Source organism: Rhodopila sp. (assembly GCF_965277825.1).
In the GTDB taxonomy this organism is placed as follows: Bacteria; Pseudomonadota; Alphaproteobacteria; order Acetobacterales; family Acetobacteraceae; genus Rhodopila.
In genome coordinates, this window is the sequence record NZ_OZ255846.1 from 5,204,052 (window position 1) to 5,225,298 (window position 21,247).

Here is a 21,247-nt window from a genome sequence, read left to right on the forward strand (position 1 = left end):
ATGTCGTGGCGGACAATCGGGTGCGCGACGGGCTACAAAAAGTCGCGCAGCAGCGGGATCAGCGGTTTGTCGGCGGGCGGCATTTCGTATTCGGTCAGCTTGGAGGCGCGCACCCAGGTCAGCGTCTGGTTTTCCTTGGGGCTCGGGATGCCGCGCCAGCGCCGGCACAGGAACAGCGGCATCAGCAGATGAAACCCCTCGTAATCATGCGAGGCGAAGGCGAACGGTGCCAGGCAGGCGGCGGTCACGTCGATGCCGAGTTCCTCGTGCAGTTCGCGGATCAGCGCGGTCTCGGGGGTTTCGCCGGGGTGCAGCTTGCCGCCGGGAAATTCCCACAAGCCGGCCATCTTCTTGCCCTCGGGGCGGCGCGCCAGCAGCACCCTGCCATCGGTGTCGACCAGGGCGCAGGCGGCGACCAGCAGCAGCGGCTTGGCCAGCGGGTTGGCGGCGTCGGCTTCGGGGGCCTCGGGCCGGCCGAAGATGTCGTCGCGGGTGGCCTCGAAGGCGATGACGGTGTGTTCGTCGCCGGTGGTCAGCGACGCGCGGATGCCGGTGCCGACCTCACGGAAGCCGGCGCGGCGCAGCACTTTCAGCGAGCCGACATTGCCGTCGGTGACCTCGGCGACGATCAGGTCGAGCGGCAGGTTGGCGAACGCCCAGCGGGTGATGCGGGTGGCCGCCTCGGTGGCCACGCCGTGCTTCCAGTAGGCGCGCCCGACCCAGTAGCCGAGGCGTCCGGAGCGGCGGGCGGCATCGAGGCGCAGGCCGACGACGCCGACGATGGTCTCCTTGCGGCCCTCCTTGCCGGTGATGGCGAGGTGGTAGGCGGAGCCGGCGGCGAGGTCGTCGACGGTCGAGGCGATCCAGTCATCGGCCAGCGAGCGCGGATAGGGATACGGCAGTTCCGCAAGGGTGCGGGTGACCTCCCAGTCGTTGACCAGGCGATGCAGCGCCTCGGCGTCCTTCGGGCGCAGCGGACGCAGCGTCAGGCGCTCGGTTTTCAAGGGTGCGAACGCTGCCCGGGCGGCCGGCCTGGTTGCTGCCGCGGTTTTCCGGGGGCGCCGCGCTGGTTCGTTGATGGGAATGGGACGGTCCTCGTCAACCTGGCGTTGCCGCAAACTGGCCCGGCCGATGCGAAACGCGCAAGAGTGCCCGATGCCCCGCTGGACGACGCCAAACTGGACGACCGGGGACCGACACGTCAGGTTGTGGCTGACCAGAGGGAGGCGACCACCATGCAGCTTGGCATTCACCTGCCCCATATCGGGCGCAAGGCTGGCCCGGACAGCATCCGCCGCGCCGCGATCCAGGCCGAGGAACTCGGTTTCGACGACGTCTGGGTCAGCGAGCACATCATCGTGCCGCAGGACGCCGGCTATCCGCCGTCGGCCAACTTCTGGGATCCGGTGCTGACGCTGACCTGGGCCGCCGCGGTGACACGACGGGTGCGTCTGGGCACCTCGGTGCTGGTCCTGCCGCTGCGCCATCCGTTGCCGTTGGCGAAGGAACTCGCGACGCTGCAGAACCTGTCGCAAGGGCGGCTGATCCTGGGCGCCGGGGTCGGCTGGCTGGAGGCCGAGTTCGACGCGCTGGGGGTGCCGTTCAAGCAACGCGGGCGGCGCATGGACGAGGGCATCGCGATGATGCGGGCGGTCTGGTCGCAGGATCCGGTCAGCTTTGAGGCGAAATGGATTCCGGCTCGGATCGAGGCGATGCGGGCGCAGCCGCAGCCGATCGCGCCGATCCCGATCTGGATTGGCGGATCGTCGGACGCCGCGATCGGCCGCGCGCTGCGGCTGGATGGCTGGCACGGCAGCCGGGTCGAGCCGGACCAGGCGGCGGGCATGGTGCAGCGGTTGCGGCGGGAACGGCCGGGTGCCGATTTCACAATTTCGCTTCGGGTCAGTTGCGGCGCTCGGACGGTGGGGGGCATGCGCGACGTGCTGGGCCGCTACCGCGATGCCGGCGTCGGGCATGTGATGGCGGCGCCGGACGACCGCGAGATCGACGACTATCTGGCAACCGCCGAACAGTTCCACCGCGCCGGCGAGAGGCTGTAACGCAAACCGCAAAAACGTGATGTGACGGTTCGTATCGCCACGATGCCGATTCCGGCGCCATCCACCACATTGCCGCCATGGATCTGATCCGGCGTTCCCCGGGGCGCGACCTCCGCGTCGACTTTTTCCGTGGCCTTGCGCTGTGGTGGATCTTTACCGACCACATCCCCGGCGATGTTTTGAGCAGTCTCAGTCTGCGCAACTTCGCGATGTGCGACGCGACCGAGGTGTTCGTGCTGCTGGCCGGCTATGGCGCCGGCCTGTCCTATGGCATCGGTTTCACCCGCAACGGCTATGTCTCGACCGCCGCCGACGTGATGAAGCGGGCCTGGACGCTGTATGTCGCGCATATCTTCCTGTTCGTGCTGTTCACCGCGCAGGTGACCTACTCGGCGACCGCGCTCAACCGGCTGAACTACCTGGCGGAGACCAGGCTGGATGTGCTGGGCGACGATCCTTACCGGTCGATCCTGGAGGCGCTGCTGCTACGGTTCCAGCCGAGTCTGCTGAATATCTTGCCGCTGTATGTGGTGCTGATGGCGTTTTTCGCCGCCACTCTGTGGTTGCTGCGCTGGCCGCGGGTCTTGTTCGGGCTGTCGTTCGCGATCTACCTGGTGGTGCGGTTCACCAGCGTGAACCTGGGCGCCTGGACCGGCGACAACTGGTTCTTCGACCCGTTCGCCTGGCAGTTCCTGTTCATCATCGGGGTCTTGCTGGCGTGCGCGCCGTTGCGGCCGCCGGCGCGGCCCTGGCTGTTCGACAGCGTCGCCGGCGCGGCCGCGCTGCTTGGGGTGGTGGTGGTGCTGGTCATCGAACCGCACCCGCATCTGATGGACTGGGTTTCCCAGTCGGGGGTGTTCCACTACTTGGTGGTCGAGGACAAGACCGGGCTGTATCCGTTCCGGCTGGTCTCGATCCTGGCGCTGACGTGGTTGTGCGTGCGTCTGATCGGGTTCGACCAGGCGTGGCTGCGGTCGCGCTGGGCGGCGCCGCTGGTGCTGGTCGGGCAGAATTCGCTGCCGGTCTTCTGTTCCGGTATCGTATTCGGGTTTATTGCTAGGCTGGGATTAGAGTATAACGACGGAGCCCTGATGCAGGTCGGGATCAATCTGTTCGGTGCGCTCGGCATGGTCGGCATGGGCGCGCTGGCGGCATGGTATCGCGTCAAGGGTCGCGGCCAGCCCGCGCGCAGCACGCCTGCACCGGCGCCGGCTGCCACTCTATTGCCGGTGGACGTGCAGCCTGATACTGGTTGACGGTATGCAACGGCTGTCGCTTGCCTGGCTTCTGCTGGCTCTGTTGGTTGGAACGCCAGCCTGGCCCGCCACCCGCGAAGGTCTGGCGTGCGAGATGCCGACCGACCTGATCGTGCCGTCGGCTCCGTTGGACAATGTCGCGGCCGCGCTGAGGAAAGGCAGTCTCAACATCCTGGCGCTGGGATCGGGATCCACTGTCGGGGACAGCGGCGGGTCGGGCGGTCCGGCGTTGAAGGTGCAAACGCCTGAACATTCGTTCCCCTATCAGATGCTTGAGATGTTGCGCTCGATGCGCCCGGGCCTGCACTTCAACCTGGCGGTTCGCGGCGGGCGCAGCATGACGGCCGAGCAGATGCTGCCGATCCTGCGGCGCGAACTGGCGGGGAAACAGTATCAACTGGTGCTATGGCAGACCGGTACGGTGGAGGCGGTACACGGGGTTCGGCCCGACGCTCTGCGCGGCGTGCTGCAGGATGGCGCGGATGCCGCCGACGCGGCGCGGGCCGATCTTGTGCTGATCGACCCGCAGTTCAGCCGCTTCCTGCGGGCGAACGCCGATATCGACCCGTATGAGACGGTGCTGGAACAGATGGCCAGCACGCCGGCGGTGACGCTGTTTCACCGCTACGACTTGACCGAGGAGTGGGCGAACAGCGGGCAGGTCGACCTGGAGCGGGCCGGGCGCGAGCTGCGCGACAAGACGGTCATGCTGCTGAACGATTGCCTGGGCCAGGCGCTGGCGCACTACGTGCTGAGCGCGGCGGCGGAGCACTGACTGCCGGGCACGGATCTTCGGCACGGATCGTCGGGCACGGACCATTTAGCACTGATCGCTCGGCCCTGGTCGCCGGGCGCCGATCGGCGAACCTGGCCGCCGGGCATGATCGCCAGGCACCGATCGCCGGGCACGGACCATTGAGCGCTGATCGCTCTGCCCTGATCGCCGCGCGCTGATCGGCGCCCCTGGCCGCGGGGCACGATCGCCGGGCACCGATTGCCGGGCCGGGCCGGGTCTGGCCATCGCCGCCGATCTGCTTTTATCATCGGAGCCAACCGCACGGGGGAAACGATGGACTATAATGCTGCGTTCGCCGGAATGAAGGTGATCGATTTGAGCGGCGGCGTTGCCGGGCCGTCCTGCGCGATGATGCTGGCGCAACACGGTGCCGACGTGATCAAGGTGGAGACCCCGCATAACGGCGGCGACTGGTCGCGGATCCTGGGACGGACCTACCAGGATCATTCCGCGTTCTCGCTTTATGGCACGCTGGGCAAGCGCAGCTTGGCGCTGGACCTGAAGACGCCGCAGGGCAAGGAGGTTCTGTGGCGCCTGGTGCGAGGGGCTGATGTTTTCATCGAGGGCTTCCGGCCCGGCACCATACAGCGCTACGGCTTCGGCTACGACGCGGTCAGCGCCAAGGAGCCGGGGATCATCTATTACTCGATCTCGGGCTTCGGGCAGACCGGGCCGCTGGCGGCGCGCCCGGCGATGGACCCGGTGTTGCAGGCGTTCACCGGGATCGTCACCGAGAACAAGGGCGAGCGTGACGGCCACCCGCATCGCGTGGCGATCTCGCTGATCGACATGTTCTCGGGACTGCTGGGGTTCCAGGCGATCGCCACCTCGCTGTATGCGCGGCGCGAGCAGGCGGTGAAACAGGGTCGGTTCATCGAACTCAGCCTGATGCAGGGCGGCGCGATGCTGTCGGTGATCCGGATGATCGCGCACTATCTTGAGCGCGGCACCACGGTGCGGACCAGCATGCCGAACGGGGTGTTCGATACCGCCGACGGTCAGATCAACGTCACCATGATCCGCCCCGGCGACTGGCGTCCGTTCTGCGAGGCGATCGAGGAGACCGGGTTGCTGGAGGATCCGCGCTTCGCCACGCACGCGGCACGGGGGGTCAACCTGGACGAGCTGTATGCGGTGCTGCGGCCGATGTTCAAGGCGAGGACCACGGCGTGGCTGTCGGAACGGCTGAGCGCCAACGGCCTGATGAACGGCCGCGTCAACAGCTATCAGGAGTTCCTGCAGGAGGAACAGGTGGCGGCGACCGGTATCATGTCGTGGCTGCAACAGCCGGGCGTGGCGGAACTGGTGCCGATGCCGAACATTCCCGGATTGCCGCCGTTCGAGAGCGGCTCCAAGCGGGCGCATGCGCCGGCTTTGGGCGAACACAGCGCCGAGGTATTGCAGCAGCACGGCTACTCGGCGGCGGAGATCGCGGGGCTGTTCGAGAGCAAGGTCGTGGCCGGGGAATGAACCGGCCGAGCGCCGTCGCCGCCGGCGCGAGCACGGTTTCCTGGTATCGCGAGATTAGTTCGGCTTGTTGGCGGGCGCTGGGGTTTGCCGGTCTCGGAGGATCAAAGAACGGGTCACCCGTCGGCAGGGTGATCGCACTTGGATTTTCTGCCGGCGCTATTCGCCGGACGCGGCGTGACCAAGAGAAGCGGTTTCGAACCGCAGATGCGCTCCGATAGGAGTTACGCTGAAAACTGGGTTCAATCCCGCGCCATCTTGGCCTTGAGCGCCTTGAGGCGTTTTTTCATGGTCTCGAGATCGTGGCGCTGCCACACACAGCGGACACCGAACGGCGAGATCGACAGGCCGCGCTGGCGCAGTTCATTGGCAACCCGCGCCTGACCCCAGGCCGGTTGCTCGATGGCCAGCTCCACCACCGCGGTCTCGATCGCGGGCTCGACGCGGTTCTTCAGGATTGGCTTGCGTCGGCTGATCTCCATCAGCGCCAACTCGCCACCGGTGTCATAGAGGCCCTTGAAGCGATAGAAGCTATCGCGCGAAAACTCCATCATCTTGCAAGCCTGGCTGACATTGCCGAGCTGCTTGGCGAGTTCCAGCACGCCCATTTTGGGGCGAATGACCTTCTGGTTCCGTGTCATAGGAGGTGTTCCGATTTTGCCCGCGCTCGGCATCTTTGCCCCATTGATCATTCCCTCACTGTCACATATGCACTTGCCCTGCACCCGTCGGTTCGGTGTATTTGGTTTTTTGCTGTGCCATGCTAAATCCCCAAGATGACGAAACTTCTCGATGACGCACTGGAAGCCGCCCGCGGTTTGCCACCTGCCGCTCAGGATGACATCGCCCGTGTTGTGCTTCGGCTTGCCGGGACGGATGAAGCGCCCTCCGTGATGCTCTCGCCGGCCGAACGCGCCGCTATCGCCGGCTCGAGAGCCGCTGCCGCTCGCGGCGCATTCGCGACCGACGAGCAAGTGCGCGTGACTTGGGCCGAACACGGCTTCTGAAGCTGCGCTACACCCTTCCGGCTCTGGCTGATCTCAACGCTATTCTCGACCATATCATGGCCCATTCGCCGCAAGGCGGCCGTAGCGTGCAGCGGCGCATCAAGGTCATCATCGATCTTCTGATGACGCATCCCGCCATCGGCACACGCACGGACGACCCGACAATCCGCCGCATGACGGCATCGCCCTATCCTTATCTCATTTTCTATGAGGCGACCGAAGCCGAACTCATCATCCATGCTGTCCGTCATGCGGCGCGTGATCCTGCGCGGATGCCCGGTTCCGCTTGACGTTTTCGACGCGCGTGCAGGGAGGCTGCCGGGGTCCCAAGCGGGCTTACATTGCTGAGGGCTGGCTGACCAGGCCGCACTGTCGGGCTAACCGGTTCGGTATCGCCACGCGCCTGCTCAGTCCTCGGCGCCTCGGATCAGCCTGAACGCGTCGGTCTGCGCCTGCCTCGGCAAGCTGCCCTGACTGCCGTGCCGGGTGCAGCACAACGCGGCGGCGACGCTGGCGCGCCTGACCGCTGCGCGCAGTGTGTCTCCATGATCCAGCCGGTGCGCGAGGACGCCGACGAAACAATCGCCCGCCGCGGTGGTATCGACCGCTGCCACCGGCTGGGCTGGTTCGTGCTAAATTTCGTTTCGGTCGGCGATGTCGGCGCCCCCAGCGCCACGGGTGACCACGACGGCGACGCCGCCAAGGCGATCGCGCAAGGATAGTGCGGTCGGCTGCGCTTGCAGATGCTCTGCCAGCCAGGCCGCCTCGGTTTCATTGACGATTAGCACGTCGAGCGCTCGGAGGGATGCATCGGGCAGCGCCGCCGCGGGGGCAAGGTTCAGCACGATGCGGGCGCCCGCTGCCCTGGCGCGGGCGATCAGCGTGGCGGTTTCCGCGGCCGGTACCTCCATCTGCAGCACCACGGTGGTGTCCGGACCCAGCAATTCGGGTTCGACTTGCGAGGCCAGGACCAGCAGGTTGGCGCCGGACCCGACGGCGATGGCGTTGTGGCCGTCGCGATCGACGACGATGGCGGCGCAGCCGGTGGTGGCCTCGACGGTGCGGACGCGGTCGAGGTTCACGCCGGCCTGGCGCAGCAGGTCCAGTGCGCCCTGGCCCAGGGCATCGCCGCCGATGGCGCCGGCCAAGGTGACGGTTGCGCCGTCGCGGGCGGCGGCGACGGCCTGGTTGGCGCCCTTGCCGCCGGGCTCGATCCGGGTCGAGGGGCCGAGCACGGTTTCGCCCGGGCGCGGGATGGTGGGGAGGTTGAAGATCAGATCCAGGTTGATCGAGCCGAACACGATGACCATGGCTGTTATGGCGCCTTTTGAGCAATGTCGGTTTGGGTTGGACCGATATTGCCCTGCAACTCATTATTTGAGAGAGCGATTCACGCTTTTGGTGATGCCACCAACCGCGATCGCACTCATTGTTCGCGAGGGCGATTCGCGCTTTTGGCGATGCCACCAAAAGCGATCGCACTCATTATTCGCGAGGGCGATTCGCGCTTTTGGTGACCAAAGGCGATTGCGCTCCCAGGAATGCTCGCACCCGGGCGAGGAAGAAATCCAACTGGTCGTGGTGCACCCAGTGGCCGGCCTTGGGGACGGCGAGCACGCTGGCGTTTTTGAAATGGGCCAGGCGGCCGTCCTCGGCTGGGTTCGTGGCCCAGCTTTCGGTGCCGTAAACGAGCAGGGTCGGGCAGGTGACCGCGGCCCAGAGTTCGGCGATCGCGTCGCGGGTCATGTCGTAGGGCGGCCACAGGCGCACATAGTGGTCGAACTTCCAGCTATAGGTGCCATCCTCGTTTTGGTTGACGCCGTATTGCGTCAGGTGCCTGGCCTGGGCGGGCGTCAGGTGTTTGTTCTCCTCCTGCATGCGTGCGTAGGCGGCCTCCATGCTGGGATAGCGTCGCGGCTGGCGGCCGGAAATTGCGCGCTGCTGGTCGATCCAGTTGCGCATGCGTTCGGCGATCGGCTTGCGGTCGGATACGGCGTCCTGGCCCGGGCCGGGGCCAAGTCCCTCGATGGCGACGAGGCGGCGCACGTTGTCGGGGTAGATGCCGGCATAGCGCAGGGCGATGTTGCCGCCGAGCGAGTGGGCGATGATGCTGACCGGGGCCAGGTTCTGCTGGTGGACCAGTTGCGCCAGGTCGTAGATGTGGTTGGCCATGGTGTAGTGGCCCGAGGCGGACCAGGCGGAATCGCCATGCCCGCGCAGGTCGGGGGCGATGACGTGGAAGTCCTGGCGCAAGTCGGCGGCGACCCAGTCCCAGTTGCGGCAATGATCGCGGCCGCCATGCAGCAGGATCAGCGGCGGCGCCTCCTGGTTGCCCCAGTCCACGTAGTGCAGCCGCAGCCGCTGGGAGAAATAGCTGCGTGAGGTCGGACCGGAGCCCGGCGCGATCATGGTAGCGGCGGGTTCTTGTCGTGCCAGCCGCTGGCGTGCTGGTAGGCGGCGGCGACCCGCAGCACGGTGGCGTCATCGAAGTAGCGGCCGACGAACTGGACCGAGAGCGGCAGGCCGGCGTGCGACAGGCCGGACATCATCGCAAGCGCCGGGTGGCCGGTGACGTTGAACGGGGTGCGCGCCTGGCGCGGGTAGGTGCGGGCGGTCTCCTCGGCATCGTCGATCCGGCTGGATGGGTCCATCGAGCTGGCACACAGCAGCACGTCGTAGTCGGCAAGCCGGTCCTCGACCGCGGCGATGACCTCGGCGCGGCGGCGCTGGGCGCCGACGTAGTCGCCGGCGGTGATGAACGCCCCCGGCAGCAGCCGGCGGCGGGCGAGCGCGCCGTAGTCCCCGGGTCGGTCGCGCAGCCAGGGGGCGTGGATGGACCATGCCTCGCCGCACAGGATCACCCGGTTGATGGCGGCGAATTCGGTCAGGGTCGGCAGGGTGACGGTGTCGATCCTGGCGCCCTCGGCGCGCAGCACGCGGGTGACGTCCTCGAGCGCGGCGGCGACCTCGGGGTGGGCCGGCAGGTCGTGTTCGTGGAAATGGCGGACGAAGCCGATGCGCAGGTCGCGCACGCCGCGGTCGAGCAGGTGGCCGAAGCGGCGGGACTGGGTGGCGGCGCTGCCGGGGTCGGCCGGATCGTGGCCGGCGATGGCATCCAGCAGCAGGGCGTTGTCGGCGACACTGCGGGTGAGTGGGCCGACGTGGTCCAGGGTGAACGACAGCGGAAAGACGCCGCGCCGGGACACCAGGCCGTAGGTCGGCTTCAGCCCGACGATGCCGCAGGCGCTGGCGGGGTTGCGCACCGAACCGCCGGTGTCGGTGCCCAGCGCCAGGGGGAACAGGCCGGCGGCGACGCCGGCGCCGGAGCCGGAGGATGATCCGCCGGGGTGGTGGTCGCGGTTCCACGGATTGCGCGCCGGCGGAAACGGCAGATCGAAGCTGGGGCCGCCGATGGCGAATTCATGGGTGGACAGCTTGCCGATGATGATGGCGCCGGCCTGGCGGAGTTTCTGGATGACGACGGCGTCGGCGGCGGCGGTGTTGTCGACCAGGATTTTGGAGTGGCAGGTGGTCGGCAGGCCGGCGACGTCGATGATGTCCTTGATGCCGACCGGGACGCCGTGCAGCGGTCCTCGGCTGCGTCCGGCGGTGATCTCGGTTTCGGCTTGGCGGGCGGCGGCCATCGCGGCGTCGGCATCGAGGCGGATGAAGGCGTTCAGGCTGGGGTCGAGCGCCTCGATGCGGGCCAGCAGGGCGTTGAGCAGCTCGACCGGTGAAAGCTTCTTGGCGGCGAACGCCTGGGCGATTTCGCTGGCGGGCAACCAATGGGGGGCGGAGGCTTCCTGGGTCACTAGCGTTGCCTCAACAGGCCGGTTGGGGTGTGCATCGGCGGCCACGGTTCGGCGGCCGGGTCGGTTGGCACACGCACGATGTTGGCGTGGTTCAGCGCCTGTTCGGCGGCCGCGGTGACGTCGTCGGGGAATTGGTCGAGTGCCTTGTCGAGGCCAGCGGCCCGCGCCAGGGCAGCGATGATGGGGTCCATGGCATCACTCCGCGTTGTGCGGTGCGATCATGCTTCGTGTCGGGTGCTGGCGAAAGGGGCGGGTTGTCTTGCCGTGTCGTTGGCGTGGCGTGGTCGATGACGGCGCCCAGGCATCGATGAAGCGGGTGGATCGATAAGTCGGGGGGATCGACACGTCGGGGGTATCGACACATCGGGGGTATTGACACGTCGGGGGTATCCACACGTCGGCAGTATCGACAAGTCGGGGGGCATTGACGGGTCGGGGGCATCGACAAGTCGGGGGCATGGGATAAAAAAAGGCGGTACGGCCGGGGGAGTGGCCGTACCGCCAGGTGGTCGCGCCATGGGCGCGACTTTGGGGAGGAAACAGGCCACCGCCGAGGGGCGGCGCCGCGTCTGTATGTATAGGGAATATCTTTACCAAAAGTTAACGGAATCGTTTCATGTGCAGATTTCTTGAAGCAAGCCGGATTGTGTTGCGGTCGACGGGACCAGACACATGAGCAACCTGCCGCTGGTCGGTCTGAAGGTTGTGGAAATCGGCCACTATATCGCGGCGCCGTTCTGCACTCGCATTCTGGCTGACCTGGGTGCCGAGGTGATCAAGCTGGAACCGCCGGGTGGCGATCCGTTCCGTGGCTGGGGCGCGGCGAAGGATCGCCACTCGGTTTGGTTCAGCATTCACGGACGCAACAAGCTGTCAGTCGAGCTGGATCTGAAGCGGGATCGCGATGTGCTGCTGAGGTTGGCTGGGCGAGCCGATGTGCTGGTGGAGAACCTGCGGGCCGGGCAGTTGGAACGGTTGAACATCGGCCCCGACGTGCTGCACGCGGTCAATCCTCGGCTGGTGATCGCGCGGATTTCGGGTTACGGCCAGGACGGTCCGTATCGCGACAAGCCGGCGTTCGGCGCGATCGGCGAGGCGATCGGCGGATTGCGGCATCTGACCGGGCACCCGGGGGGAACGACGGAACTGCCGCCGCCGCGCTGCGGGATTTCGATCAGCGACGACCTGGCGGGGCTTTATGCGGCGATCGGGCTGCTGTCGGCGCTGTGGCAGCGCGACGCGATCGGCACCGGGAAAGGGCGGATCGTCGATGTGAACCTGGTGGACAGCGTGTTCAGCCTGATGGAGGGCATGCTGCCGGAGTATGCGCTGGACGGACGGGTGCGGCAGCCGGCCGGGGCGACGCTGCCGACGGCGTCACCGACCAACACCTATCCTTGCGCCGACGGGCGCTGGCTGTGCATCGCGGGGAACTCCGACCTGATCTTTGCCAGGCTGATGGCGGTGATCGGGCGGCGGGAGATGGCGGCCGATCCGGACTACCGGACCAACGGCCTGCGTTGCGACAATCGCGCCCCGCTGGATGCGGCGATCGCGGCCTGGACCCGGAGCCAGACGGCGAAGGACGCAGAGGCGATGCTGGAGGCGGCGGACGTGCCCTGCTCGCGGCTGTTCGACATCGCCGATTGCGCGGCTGATCCGCACTTCCGGGCGCGCCAGGCGGTGCAGGATGTCGAGGACCCGCTGATCGGGCGGACGCTACATCCGGGACCGACGATCCGGCTGGATGGTGAGCGGGCGGAGGACGTGGTGCGCTGGACCGGGCCCGAGGTCGGGGCGCACACAGAGCATGTTCTGCATACGCTGTTGGGGCTGCCGAGGGAGCAGGCTTGATCGGCCGGTTTTTCGAGGCAGTTTGCTCGGTTCACTACTGGGTGCGGGGAACTGTGGCTTGCCGCTTGCGCGTCACATAGGCAACGAAGCGTTGCTGGACCTGGCGGATCAAGGCGGGAGGCAGGAAGCCGTAGTCAAAACGTTCGGGCACGATGGGACGGAGGTCCGGCCCTGGTCAGGCGAAGCGGTTTCCCTCCGTCACCACGATCCAGGAGCGAGCATCGTCGAGACCGAGACGTCGTTTGGTGGCTGCTGGAATCTCGACGGCTGCCTCCGGTATTGCCGGCGGGGAGTGGGTGATGGGTAGGACCGTGACCAAGTAGCCGTCGGGACTGTCCTCGACGGCCAGGACGATGGCGCAGGGACGATCCTTGACCCCCTCCTCGCGTCCTTGCTCGTGTTCCGATCGCCAGAGATAAGCGTAAGAGATGACCAGGCCGCGTTCAGGCGTTGGAAGCGGCACACGGTATCCTACTCGTCGAGTTCGGCATTCAGATGGTCATGGCGGGAATCCATCGCGCCCTCCGTGAGGGCTTTCACCTCGGTGTCGTCCAAATCTTCCGACTGAAACACCAGGCGGTCGCGTCGCTTTAGGCGCTGGTATTCCTCGACCGCTAGTACCACCAGGCGATCTCGGCCATTGCGGGTGATCGAAAGCGGTTGTTTTAGAGCCTCGTCTTGGTAGCGTCCGAAGTTACGCTGGAACTCGGCGGCGGATACGGTCAGCATATCGCTATGTGATCTCCAGTCTACGTAAAGTATGCATCTTACGTTATCGGGTCGGCTACGTCCAACTCGCACATTGCGATCGAGTGGTGAAGCCCGAGGGGCTCGGTTGGGTGAGGTTGTGTGTTGCGGGCGGACCGCAGTCTCGGGATAGTTGTTTGTTTTCACTGACCTACTTGTCTGTTGCGGGACCCGGCCTAATGCGGCGAAGCTCGGAGGCGGAACGCCCGCTTCGAAGTTCGTTGCGCCTACCGCTGCTGATCTGCGCGGTGCTGGGGGCGTGCGGTGGTCCCGGCGCGGTGGGCCGCTCCGCGTCAGTGGAGTGCGCCCCGTTTGCGCGAGCGCTGACCGGGGTTCCGCTATCCGGCGCGGCGGCGGATTGGTGGTGGCAGGCTGAAGGCCGGTTGCGGCGGGCGCGGCAGCCGGAGGTCGGAAGCGTTCTGGTATTCCGCCGTTCCGGGCGGTTGCCCGACGGGCACGTGGCGGTGGTGTCGCGGGTGGTTTCCGCGCGGCGGATCAAGGTGACGCAGGCCAACTGGGTGCACCACCGGGTGACCGAGGATCAGCCGGTGATCGACGTCTCCGGACGAGGGGATTGGAGCGAGGTGCGGGTCTGGTGGGCGCCTTCCGGCGAGATGGGGAAGACGGATTATCCGACATTCGGCTTCATCCGGCCGGACCGTCCGATGCGGCGCGACCAGCTTGTCGCCGCCACGCCGTGGGCGATCCGCACCGCCGCGAGCGGTCGGTAGTCACGCCGGCGACGCTGGGCTTGGAATGGTCGATGGATCGGTGCGGTGAGCCGGGTCAGGGGCGGCCGTGGAAGCCGGTGGCGATGACGTAAAGCTCGCTGGACTGCTTGCGGCTGGAGGGCGGCTTGGCATGGCGCACGCTGGCGAAGTTGCGCTTCAGCACGTCCAGCACCGGCTTTTCCGAGCCGCCCTGGAATACCTTGGCGACGAACCTTCCGTCCGGGGCCAATACTTGGACCGCGAAGTCGAGCGCCATCTCGGCCAGGGCGACGATACGGATATGATCGGTCGAGGCATGCCCGGTGGTGTTGGGCGCCATGTCCGACAGCACCAGGTCGGCCGGGCCGCCGAGGGCCTGGGTCAGTCGCGCGGGCATGGCCGGGTCGGTAAAATCGCCCTGCTCAATGGTGGCGCCGGGCAGCGGATCGATCGGCAGCAGGTCAACCGCCAGGACCGAGGCGGCGCCCCGCTGGACGGCAACCTGGGACCATCCGCCAGGCGCGGCCCCGAGGTCAAGCACCCGATCGCCGGGTCGGATCAGATGAAACTTGTCGTCGAGTTCACGCAGCTTGAACGCCGCGCGCGAGCGCAGGCCCTGTTGCTTCGCCGCGGTGACATAGGGGTCGTTCAACTGCCGAGCCAGCCAGCGTGCCGAGGCGGGGGTGCGGCTCTTGGCGGTCTTGACGCGGACTGAAAGACCTCGGGGCGGCGCAAGAGCCGGCGTTCGGGTCATGGTTGGCCGTGCGGCTGGCCGTTGCGCTGGGCATGGAGATGGCCGTGGTCGCGGCGGCGTCCCTGGCGCAGACGGTCGGCGCGCATCAGCCGCAGCAGCACACCCTCTCGCAGGCCGCGGTCGGCGACGATCACGTGCGGGGCCGGCCACAGGCTGGTGATCGCGGCGAACACCGCGCAGCCGGGCAGCACGAACTCGACCCGATCCGGACCGACGCACGGGTGCAGCATCAGGCCGTCGCGTCCGATGGCGCGCAGGTGGGACAATGCGTCGGCCGCATCCTGGCGGCAAAGTTCTAGGCCATCGACGGCGGGACGACGGTAGCGTTCCAGATTGAGTGCGACGCCGGCCAGAGTGGTGACCGTGCCGCTGGTGCCGAGCAGACGGACGCCGCCATCGCGGATTTCGCGGGCGATGCAGTGCACCCGCTCGAACGGGCGGAGACGGTCCCGGACGTCGGCCACCATGGCGTCGAAGCCGTCGGGGTCGAAGCCGGCGTCGCCCCAGCGTTCGGAGAGTGTGACCACGCCGACCGGGAGCGATTCGTATCCGATCAGGTCGGGGCGACCGTTGGTTAGGCGGACCCAGGCCAGTTCGGTGGAACCGCCGCCGATGTCGAACAGCAGCGCTCGGCGGCCGTCGCAGGGCAACAACGGGGTGCATGATTCCAGCGCCAGCTCGGCTTCCTCGCGGCTGCTGATGATGCCGAAATCGAAGCCGGTTTCCTGCTTCACCCGGGCCAGGAAGGCCAGTCCGTTGGTGGCTCTGCGGCACGCTTCGGTGGCGACGGCGCGGACCCCGCGCACCGGGCGTCGGACGAGGCGGGCGGCACAGGCCTGCAAGGCGACGATGGCGCGATCCATGGCGGCATCGTTCAGCCGACCGGTGGCCTGCAACCCCTCACCCAGGCGGACGATGCGGGAGAAACTGTCGAGCACGCGAAAGCCGTCGCCGGACGGGGTTCCGACCAGCATCCGGCAATTGTTGGTGCCCAGATCCAGGGCGGCGAAAGCCGGTCCGAAGGTTCGGCGTGCCGGGTCCGGGCGCAGGTCATTTCCCTGCGCGGCGGGTTCAAGCGCGGCAGTGTCAAGCGCGGCACTGGCTTGAACCGGCATCATCATTGGATTGTCAACCGGTTGGGGGTGACGAGCAAGCGCCGAATACAGGTCTGGTGCGGCCTGTCGAAGTTTTCACTCGCCGGATCGTCCCGCCGGAGGTCTTGCCGGCAGCCGGCTTGCCGAATGCCGAGCGTGGTCGCGGGTCACGGGCCGTGGGATCAGGGCCGTGGGATCAGGGGCCGTGGGATCAGGGGCCGTGGGGTCAGGAGCCGTGGGGTGCGGGGCCGCGGGGTCAGGGGCCGCGGGGTCAGGGGCGGCGCGGGGTCAGGGGCCGGAGCGGCGCAGCAGCGGTTCCACGCGGCCGACCCGCCAACCGCCGCCGCCGTTTGCCTTCACCTCACGCGCCGCCATGTGGGCGCGACGCAGCACGGCGCGGACATCCTCGCCGCTGCCGGGCAAACGGCTGGCGATACCGATGGAGAATTTCACCCCGCGACCATCGGGGCCGTCCTGGAAAGCTTGGTTGCGGCACAGCGAGTCGGCGCGTTCGGCGGCGGTGAGGTGATCCATGCCGCTTTGCCAGACGGCGAACTCATCGGCGCCGACCCGGGCGACGAGATCGCCTGGGCGGACCATCGCGCGCAACTGGTCGGCCATGCGAACCAGCATCCGATCGCCCTCGGGGCGCCCGGCGGCGTGGTTGACGCGGCGCAGATCGTCGATATCGATCAGCGTCAGGGTGCCGACGGTGGCATCCCGGTCGAGCCGATCGATATGGCGATCGGTCTCATCGAGGAACCATCTTCGGTTGGGGATGCCGGTGAGCCGGTCGATGCCGATCTGGCCCATACCGGCGCCGATCACAGTCCGCAGCAGCATGGCGAGCGCGGCGCAGAGTGCGCGTTCGGCGTCGGTCCAGGCCGGCGACCCGGCGGCGCGCCACAGCAGCAGCCCGCCTGGGCGGGCCGGCGGCAAGGTCCAGGGGCAGGCGATCAGCGGGCGATTGTCGGCGCCGACCAGATCGGTCGGCCGGTCGGGGATGGCGACGAGCAGGGCTCGGCCGCGCTCGATCGTGTCGGCGCCGGCGTCCCCGAGGCAATAGGCCACCGGTGCGTCGGCGGCATCCTGGGTCAGATCGACAATGGCGAGCCCTTGCAGATCGGCGGTGAGGCGCACCTGGTGCAATACCGTTACGATAGATCCATCATAATCGCCGCTATCGGACACGCCTGTTGCTCCAGCCGAAGGATGTGACGGAGTCTAGACCATTTCGATATGGAATGGGTAGCGCTTCGTGGGTGGCCCCGGCACCTGATGGTGGAGGTGTGTGGCTTGAGTGACAGGACCTCGCTACGATCAAGGGTCGAAGCATGGAGGGGACCACTATGCGAGCGGTCTGGTACGACCGGCAAGGGCCGGCCGACGCGGTCATCGTCAGCGGCGAACTGCCAACGCCGGTGCCGCAACGGGGTGAGGTGTGCGTTCGCCTGTATGCCTCGGGGGTCAATCCGTCGGACACCTATCGCCGGCACGGGGCGGTGGCGGCGGAATATCCGCGGGTGATCCCGAACAGCGACGGCGCCGGCGTGGTTTGCGGGGTCGGCGACGGGGTTTCGCCATCCTGGGTCGGCCAGCGGGTGTGGCTGTACAACGGCCAGCGCAACGGACGCTGGATGGGCACGGCGGCGGAGTATATCGCGCTGGACGCCGATCTGGTCACCAAACTTCCGGACCACGTCTCGTTCGCCGAGGGCGCGACGCTGGGTATCCCGTGCATGACCGCGCATGGGTGTGTGTTCGCGGCCGGCGCGGTACAGGGCAAGCGGCTGCTGGTTACCGGCGGGGCGGGCGCGGTCGGCAATTACGCGGTGCAGCTCGCCGCCTGGGCGGGGGCCGAGGTGATCGCGACGGTGAGTTCGCCGGACAAGGCCGAACGCGCCGCGGCGGCCGGGGCGGCGCATGTGGTGAACTACCGCACCGAGGATGTCGCCGCTCGCGTCGCCGAGATCACCCGAGGCGGCGGGGTGGACCACGTGGTTGACGTCGATCTGGGCGGCAACCTGGCGGTCGTGCTGGCCGCGGTGCGCGAACATGGCAGCATCGCCTACTACGCCAGCAACGGGGCGCCGGAGCCGGCGGTCAACTTGCGCACGCTGATGGCGAGGAACCTGACGCTACGCGGCTTCGTGTTGCCGAGCAGCACGTGGGCGGCGCGCAAACGGGCGCAACGCGATATCTCGGCGTTCGTGCGCACGCGGGGTCGCCTGCTGTCCGTGGCTGGCGAATTTGCGCTGTATCAAACCGCGGCGGCGCATCTGTCGGTGGAGGCTGGCGGCAAGGTCGGCACCGTCGTCGTCGCCTGCGATCAATGAAGCGGCGGTTGACACCGGGGCGCCGCGCTGGTTGTTGCTGTTGCGCGCAAGAAAAGTCCGGGAGGGGACCCGCATGATCACGACCACCCGCCGTGCCTTGCTGGCCGGAGCCGGTGCGCTCGTCGCGCTGCCGGCCCGCGCCGAGAACGCACCCGGCGTTACCGACGACGAGATCCTGTTCGGCCAGACGATGCCCTATAGCGGACCGGCGTCGTCATACGGCACCATCGGCAAGGCGTCGCTGGCCTACTTTCGGATGATCAACGACCAGGGTGGAATCAACCGCCGCAAGCTGCGGATGCTGTCGCTGGATGACGGCTATCTGCCGCCCAAGACGGTGGAGCTGACGCGGCGGATGATCGAGCAGGACAAGGTTGCCTTCCTGTTCAACTGCCTTGGCACCCCCACCACCAACGCGACGCGGAAATACGTCAACCAGAAACAGGTGCCGCAGCTTTTCATCGCGTCCGGGGCCACTCAGTTCGGCGACCGCGAGCATTACCCGTGGAGCATGGGTTGGCAGCCGACCTATCAGGTCGAGGGCCGGATTTTCGCCAAATATATCCTGCGGACCGTGCCGGACGCCAAGGTCGGGGTGCTGTATCAGGGCGACGATTCGGGGCGCGACTACTTTAAGGGCATGAAGGACGGGCTGGGCGATGCCGCCGGGAAGATGATCGTCGCCACCGCGACCTATGAGGTTTCCGACCCGACCGTGGATTCCCAGGTGCTGACGCTGCGCGACAAGGGCGTCGATGTGCTGTTCATGACCGGCATCCCGAAATTCAACGCCATGGCGATCCGCAAGTCGTTCGATATCGGCTGGAAGCCGCGCCAGTTCTTCATCTCGTCCACCGGGTCCTCGGTCGCCACCGCCATCATGCCGGCTGGCCCGGAGAAGGCGGTTGGCGTGATGACCGCGAGCTACGTCAAGGACCCGACCGACAAGCAGTGGGCGGCCGATGCCGACTTCCTGGCCTGGCGGACGTGGCTGGAGAAGTATTACCCAGGGGCGGACCCGACCGATGTGAACAACGTGTACGGCTACTCGACGGCGCAGACCTTGGTGCAGGTGCTGAAGCAATGCGGCGCCGACCTGTCGCGGGCCAATATCCTGCGCCAGGCGACCAGCCTGGACCTGGTCTTACCGATGTTGCAGCCGGAGATCCGGGTCAAGACCGGGGCGCAGGACTACTACCCGCTGAAGCAGATGCGCCTGGTCAAGTTCGACGGTCATGCCTGGGTTCCGTTCGGTGAGGCGATCTCAGGATAGGTCGTCGTAGTCGCAGAGGCGCTTGCCGCCGTTTGCCAGTTCGATGCCGTGTTGGGCCACGGTGATCCGGATCACCGCGTCGGGGTGGACGCCGAACCGGGCCAGATCGATGCTGAAACCCTGGTGGCCGGTGCCGAAGCCCGCGGCAAGCAGATCCTGGCGGAATTCATCGGCGTGGAAAGCGAGCACAGGTTGGTCGTCGACCAGCAGATCGAGCGCCACCGGGTCGGCCGATCCGGTCAGATGGCTCAAGCCCCGCAGACGGCCATCGACGATGCCTTCCAGGGCGCCGCCGAAGTTGCGGCGCACGACGTCGATGTAGGCTTTGCGGTTGGGCTCGATCAGGGCGATCAGCCGGTCACGCAGGGTGTCGCTTCGCGGCAGGTCGCCGAAGCGCAGCAGCGTGGCAACGAAGTCGGCCGGAAACACCAGGGCTTTCTCGTAGCTCAGCAGCAGGGTGGGGCAATCGAGCGGACCTGCGAACGCCACCATCGCGGCGATCGCATCGACGGTGGCGCGCAATGCCGGCATCGGATCCTGATAGTCCGAGAGCGAGCGCCTGACCGCTACCGAGACCGGATCCCGGAACGGGATGATGACGTGCGGGTTGGTGAACAGCTTGATGTCGGGGGGATCGAGGACATCGCTCAGCATGGGGAACTTGAAGCCGCATGTACCGTAGTCCGCGTCGCGCTGGCGGATGGTGCGCTTCAGGCCTGGCGTGTCGCGCGCGAGGAGGATTTTTGCCAGGGCCTCGTCTTCGTGGACATGGTCGTTGAGGTCGGAGCCCATGAAGATGCCGACCTGGCGCAGGATGGATGCGACGAGGCTGGTTCCGGAACGGTGCAGGCCGGTGACGATGAAGGTCCGGCCGCCTCGGCCTGGTGTTGCCGAGCGATTGATGATGAAGCCTTTGTTGACCAGGCCGTCGGCCGGACTGTCTGGCGTGATCATGACTTGTTCCGCGTTATTGTGGCGGCGGCGGGCGGTGATGCAGCCCGAGGGGCGGGTGGGGGTCCAGATAATTACAACGTCACCGGATCAACCGGCAAAGGCTGACATCGCTGGGCCAAGGCTCGCTGGGTTGTTGGCTGCCCGGGCTTGTCGTCTCGCTGGGTGGCTGGCTGCCCGGGCAGGTCGCCCCGCTGGGGGCCACCCTCGCTGGAAGGCTACCTTGCTGGCGGGCTACCTCGGTGGACGCTCACTCGCTGGGTGCTGGCAACGATCATGCCTGGCGTTCGTTGTATCGCGATGTGGCCAGCCGCCTCGGCGGCCAAGGCAATGACCGGAAGGGGTTCGGATATGGCGGAACATAAGCTGGCGCTTATCGTTGGCGGCAATCGCGGCATCGGTCTGGGGGTAACCAAGGACTTCCTGGCCCAGGGTTGGGAGGTCATCGCCACCGCGCGGCAACCGGCGCAGGCGAGCGCGCTGCAAGATCTGGCCTCGGCGAGCAACGGGCGGCTGACGATCCCGCGACTCGACATGAGCGATCCGGTCGAGGTGGACGGATTTGGCGCGACACTGGGCGGCAAGACGGTCGACGTGGTCCTGGTGAACGCCGGCATCTCCGGACCGGCGCATCGCAGCGCCAGCGAGGTGACGCCGGAGGAGATCGGTGCCCTGATGTTCGTCAACGCGATCGCTCCGGTGCGGTTGGCGCGATCGCTGGCCGGGCAGGTGCGAAGCGGTTCGGGGGTGATTGCGTTCACCTCCTCGGTGATGGGCAGCGTGGCGGACAACTCGGGCGGGCACGAGCTGTACCGGGCGAGCAAGGCCGCGCTGAATTCGTTGAGCCGGGGTTTGTGGGGCGAGCTGGGCGGGCGGAAGCTGACCTTGGTGTCGCTGCATCCGGGTTGGGTTCGAACCGACATGGGTGGGCAATCCGCGGCGGTATCGGTGGACGACAGCGCCGCCGGGATCGTGTCCGTTTTGCAGCAGCAGAAAGGGGCGCACCAGCATCGGTTCCTGGATTACACCGGCAAGGAAATCCGCTGGTAGCAGCGAGGGCTTTGCCCGATCGGGCTGATGCCGGGGCGACATCGCACCTGACGCGGTCCTGGCGGGCGGTGCTGCTATGT

General features: G+C 67.1%; 20 protein-coding genes and 2 pseudogenes. 10 read left to right on the forward strand and 12 right to left on the reverse strand.

Features of this window, described 5'->3' with window-relative positions; genetic code table 11:
• Nucleotides 1-32 precede the first annotated feature (32 nt).
• Nucleotides 33-1,004: a bifunctional GNAT family N-acetyltransferase/(deoxy)nucleoside triphosphate pyrophosphohydrolase gene (locus ACQY4T_RS25025; protein WP_428536186.1), complete on the reverse strand. Its 972-nt coding sequence runs from the start codon at nt 1,002-1,004 to the stop codon at nt 33-35.
• Between the two features lie 231 nt (nt 1,005-1,235).
• Between ACQY4T_RS25025 and ACQY4T_RS25030 the strand changes: the two genes are divergently transcribed.
• From ACQY4T_RS25030 to ACQY4T_RS25045, 4 genes are all read left to right on the forward strand, one after another.
• Complete coding sequence (locus ACQY4T_RS25030) at nt 1,236-2,060, forward strand: TIGR03619 family F420-dependent LLM class oxidoreductase (RefSeq protein WP_428536188.1); 825 nt, start codon at nt 1,236-1,238, stop codon at nt 2,058-2,060.
• A gap of 77 nt (nt 2,061-2,137) precedes the next feature.
• A complete protein-coding gene (locus ACQY4T_RS25035) occupies nt 2,138-3,316 on the forward strand; it encodes an OpgC family protein (RefSeq protein WP_428536190.1) in 1,179 nt (392 codons plus the stop codon).
• A 4-nt stretch (nt 3,317-3,320) separates the two neighbouring features.
• Nucleotides 3,321-4,091, forward strand: a complete 771-nt coding sequence (locus ACQY4T_RS25040) for a hypothetical protein (protein WP_428536192.1) — start codon at nt 3,321-3,323, stop codon at nt 4,089-4,091.
• A gap of 294 nt (nt 4,092-4,385) precedes the next feature.
• Nucleotides 4,386-5,582 carry a CaiB/BaiF CoA transferase family protein gene (locus ACQY4T_RS25045; RefSeq protein WP_428536194.1) on the forward strand — a complete coding sequence of 399 codons (1,197 nt, stop codon included), beginning with the start codon at nt 4,386-4,388 and terminating at the stop codon, nt 5,580-5,582.
• Nucleotides 5,583-5,824: 242 nt separating this feature from the next.
• Here the strand turns inward: ACQY4T_RS25045 and ACQY4T_RS25050 are convergent.
• Nucleotides 5,825-6,220: pseudogene (locus tag ACQY4T_RS25050) on the reverse strand (helix-turn-helix domain-containing protein); the annotation flags it as partial.
• A 344-nt stretch (nt 6,221-6,564) separates the two neighbouring features.
• Between ACQY4T_RS25050 and ACQY4T_RS25055 the strand changes: the two are divergent.
• Nucleotides 6,565-6,876: a type II toxin-antitoxin system RelE/ParE family toxin gene (locus ACQY4T_RS25055; RefSeq protein ID WP_428536196.1), complete on the forward strand. Its 312-nt coding sequence runs from the start codon at nt 6,565-6,567 to the stop codon at nt 6,874-6,876.
• Nucleotides 6,877-6,993: 117 nt separating this feature from the next.
• On the opposite strand, the pseudogene ACQY4T_RS25060 reads toward ACQY4T_RS25055, so the two are convergent.
• From ACQY4T_RS25060 to ACQY4T_RS25075, 4 genes and pseudogenes are all read right to left on the reverse strand, one after another.
• Nucleotides 6,994-7,896: pseudogene (locus ACQY4T_RS25060) on the reverse strand (ribokinase).
• A gap of 175 nt (nt 7,897-8,071) precedes the next feature.
• Nucleotides 8,072-8,995 (reverse strand): alpha/beta fold hydrolase, encoded by a 924-nt coding sequence (locus ACQY4T_RS25065; protein WP_428536198.1) that lies wholly within the window; start codon nt 8,993-8,995, stop codon nt 8,072-8,074.
• The gene (locus ACQY4T_RS25070; protein WP_428536200.1) at nt 8,992-10,398 is read right to left on the reverse strand and encodes an amidase; all 1,407 of its coding nucleotides are present in this window, start codon (nt 10,396-10,398) and stop codon (nt 8,992-8,994) included. The genes ACQY4T_RS25065 and ACQY4T_RS25070 overlap by 4 nt, the downstream gene beginning before the upstream one ends.
• Nucleotides 10,398-10,589 (reverse strand): hypothetical protein, encoded by a 192-nt coding sequence (locus ACQY4T_RS25075; RefSeq protein ID WP_428536202.1) that lies wholly within the window; start codon nt 10,587-10,589, stop codon nt 10,398-10,400. The genes ACQY4T_RS25070 and ACQY4T_RS25075 overlap by 1 nt, the downstream gene beginning before the upstream one ends.
• A 481-nt stretch (nt 10,590-11,070) precedes the next feature.
• Between ACQY4T_RS25075 and ACQY4T_RS25080 the strand changes: the two genes are divergently transcribed.
• Entirely contained in the window at nt 11,071-12,252 is a 1,182-nt protein-coding gene (locus tag ACQY4T_RS25080; protein ID WP_428536204.1) for a CaiB/BaiF CoA transferase family protein, read from the forward strand.
• 175 nt (nt 12,253-12,427) lie between these two features.
• On the opposite strand, the gene ACQY4T_RS25085 is transcribed toward ACQY4T_RS25080, so the two are convergent.
• Together ACQY4T_RS25085 and ACQY4T_RS25090 are read right to left on the reverse strand one after the other, a co-directional pair.
• The gene (locus ACQY4T_RS25085) at nt 12,428-12,715 is read right to left on the reverse strand and encodes a hypothetical protein (RefSeq protein ID WP_428536206.1); all 288 of its coding nucleotides are present in this window, start codon (nt 12,713-12,715) and stop codon (nt 12,428-12,430) included.
• Nucleotides 12,716-12,723: 8 nt separating this feature from the next.
• Nucleotides 12,724-12,981 carry a type II toxin-antitoxin system Phd/YefM family antitoxin gene (locus ACQY4T_RS25090; RefSeq protein ID WP_428536208.1) on the reverse strand — a complete coding sequence of 86 codons (258 nt, stop codon included), beginning with the start codon at nt 12,979-12,981 and terminating at the stop codon, nt 12,724-12,726.
• Nucleotides 12,982-13,178: 197 nt separating this feature from the next.
• On the opposite strand from ACQY4T_RS25090, the gene ACQY4T_RS25095 reads away from it, so the two are divergent.
• Entirely contained in the window at nt 13,179-13,730 is a 552-nt protein-coding gene (locus ACQY4T_RS25095; protein WP_428536210.1) for a CHAP domain-containing protein, read from the forward strand.
• A gap of 55 nt (nt 13,731-13,785) precedes the next feature.
• Here the strand turns inward: ACQY4T_RS25095 and ACQY4T_RS25100 are convergent, their stop codons facing one another.
• The 3 genes from ACQY4T_RS25100 to ACQY4T_RS25110 form a co-directional block, all read right to left on the reverse strand.
• On the reverse strand, nt 13,786-14,463 hold the full coding sequence (locus ACQY4T_RS25100) for an RlmE family RNA methyltransferase (protein ID WP_428536212.1): 678 nt from the start codon (nt 14,461-14,463) through the stop codon (nt 13,786-13,788).
• On the reverse strand, nt 14,460-15,584 hold the full coding sequence (locus ACQY4T_RS25105; RefSeq protein WP_428536214.1) for a Ppx/GppA phosphatase family protein: 1,125 nt from the start codon (nt 15,582-15,584) through the stop codon (nt 14,460-14,462). Before ACQY4T_RS25105 ends, ACQY4T_RS25100 begins: the two co-directional genes overlap by 4 nt.
• A 261-nt stretch (nt 15,585-15,845) precedes the next feature.
• Nucleotides 15,846-16,748 (reverse strand): GGDEF domain-containing protein, encoded by a 903-nt coding sequence (locus ACQY4T_RS25110; RefSeq protein WP_428536216.1) that lies wholly within the window; start codon nt 16,746-16,748, stop codon nt 15,846-15,848.
• Nucleotides 16,749-16,891: 143 nt separating this feature from the next.
• Between ACQY4T_RS25110 and ACQY4T_RS25115 the strand changes: the two genes are divergently transcribed.
• Entirely contained in the window at nt 16,892-17,893 is a 1,002-nt protein-coding gene (locus ACQY4T_RS25115) for an NADPH:quinone reductase (protein WP_428536218.1), read from the forward strand.
• Between the two features lie 73 nt (nt 17,894-17,966).
• The gene (locus tag ACQY4T_RS25120) at nt 17,967-19,166 is read left to right on the forward strand and encodes an ABC transporter substrate-binding protein (RefSeq protein ID WP_428536220.1); all 1,200 of its coding nucleotides are present in this window, start codon (nt 17,967-17,969) and stop codon (nt 19,164-19,166) included.
• On the opposite strand, the gene ACQY4T_RS25125 is transcribed toward ACQY4T_RS25120, so the two are convergent.
• Entirely contained in the window at nt 19,158-20,120 is a 963-nt protein-coding gene (locus ACQY4T_RS25125; RefSeq protein ID WP_428536222.1) for a hypothetical protein, read from the reverse strand. The two genes, ACQY4T_RS25120 and ACQY4T_RS25125, sit on opposite strands and share 9 nt — an antisense overlap.
• A gap of 348 nt (nt 20,121-20,468) precedes the next feature.
• Between ACQY4T_RS25125 and ACQY4T_RS25130 the strand changes: the two genes are divergently transcribed.
• Entirely contained in the window at nt 20,469-21,167 is a 699-nt protein-coding gene (locus tag ACQY4T_RS25130) for an SDR family oxidoreductase (RefSeq protein WP_428536224.1), read from the forward strand.
• Nucleotides 21,168-21,247 lie beyond the last annotated feature (80 nt).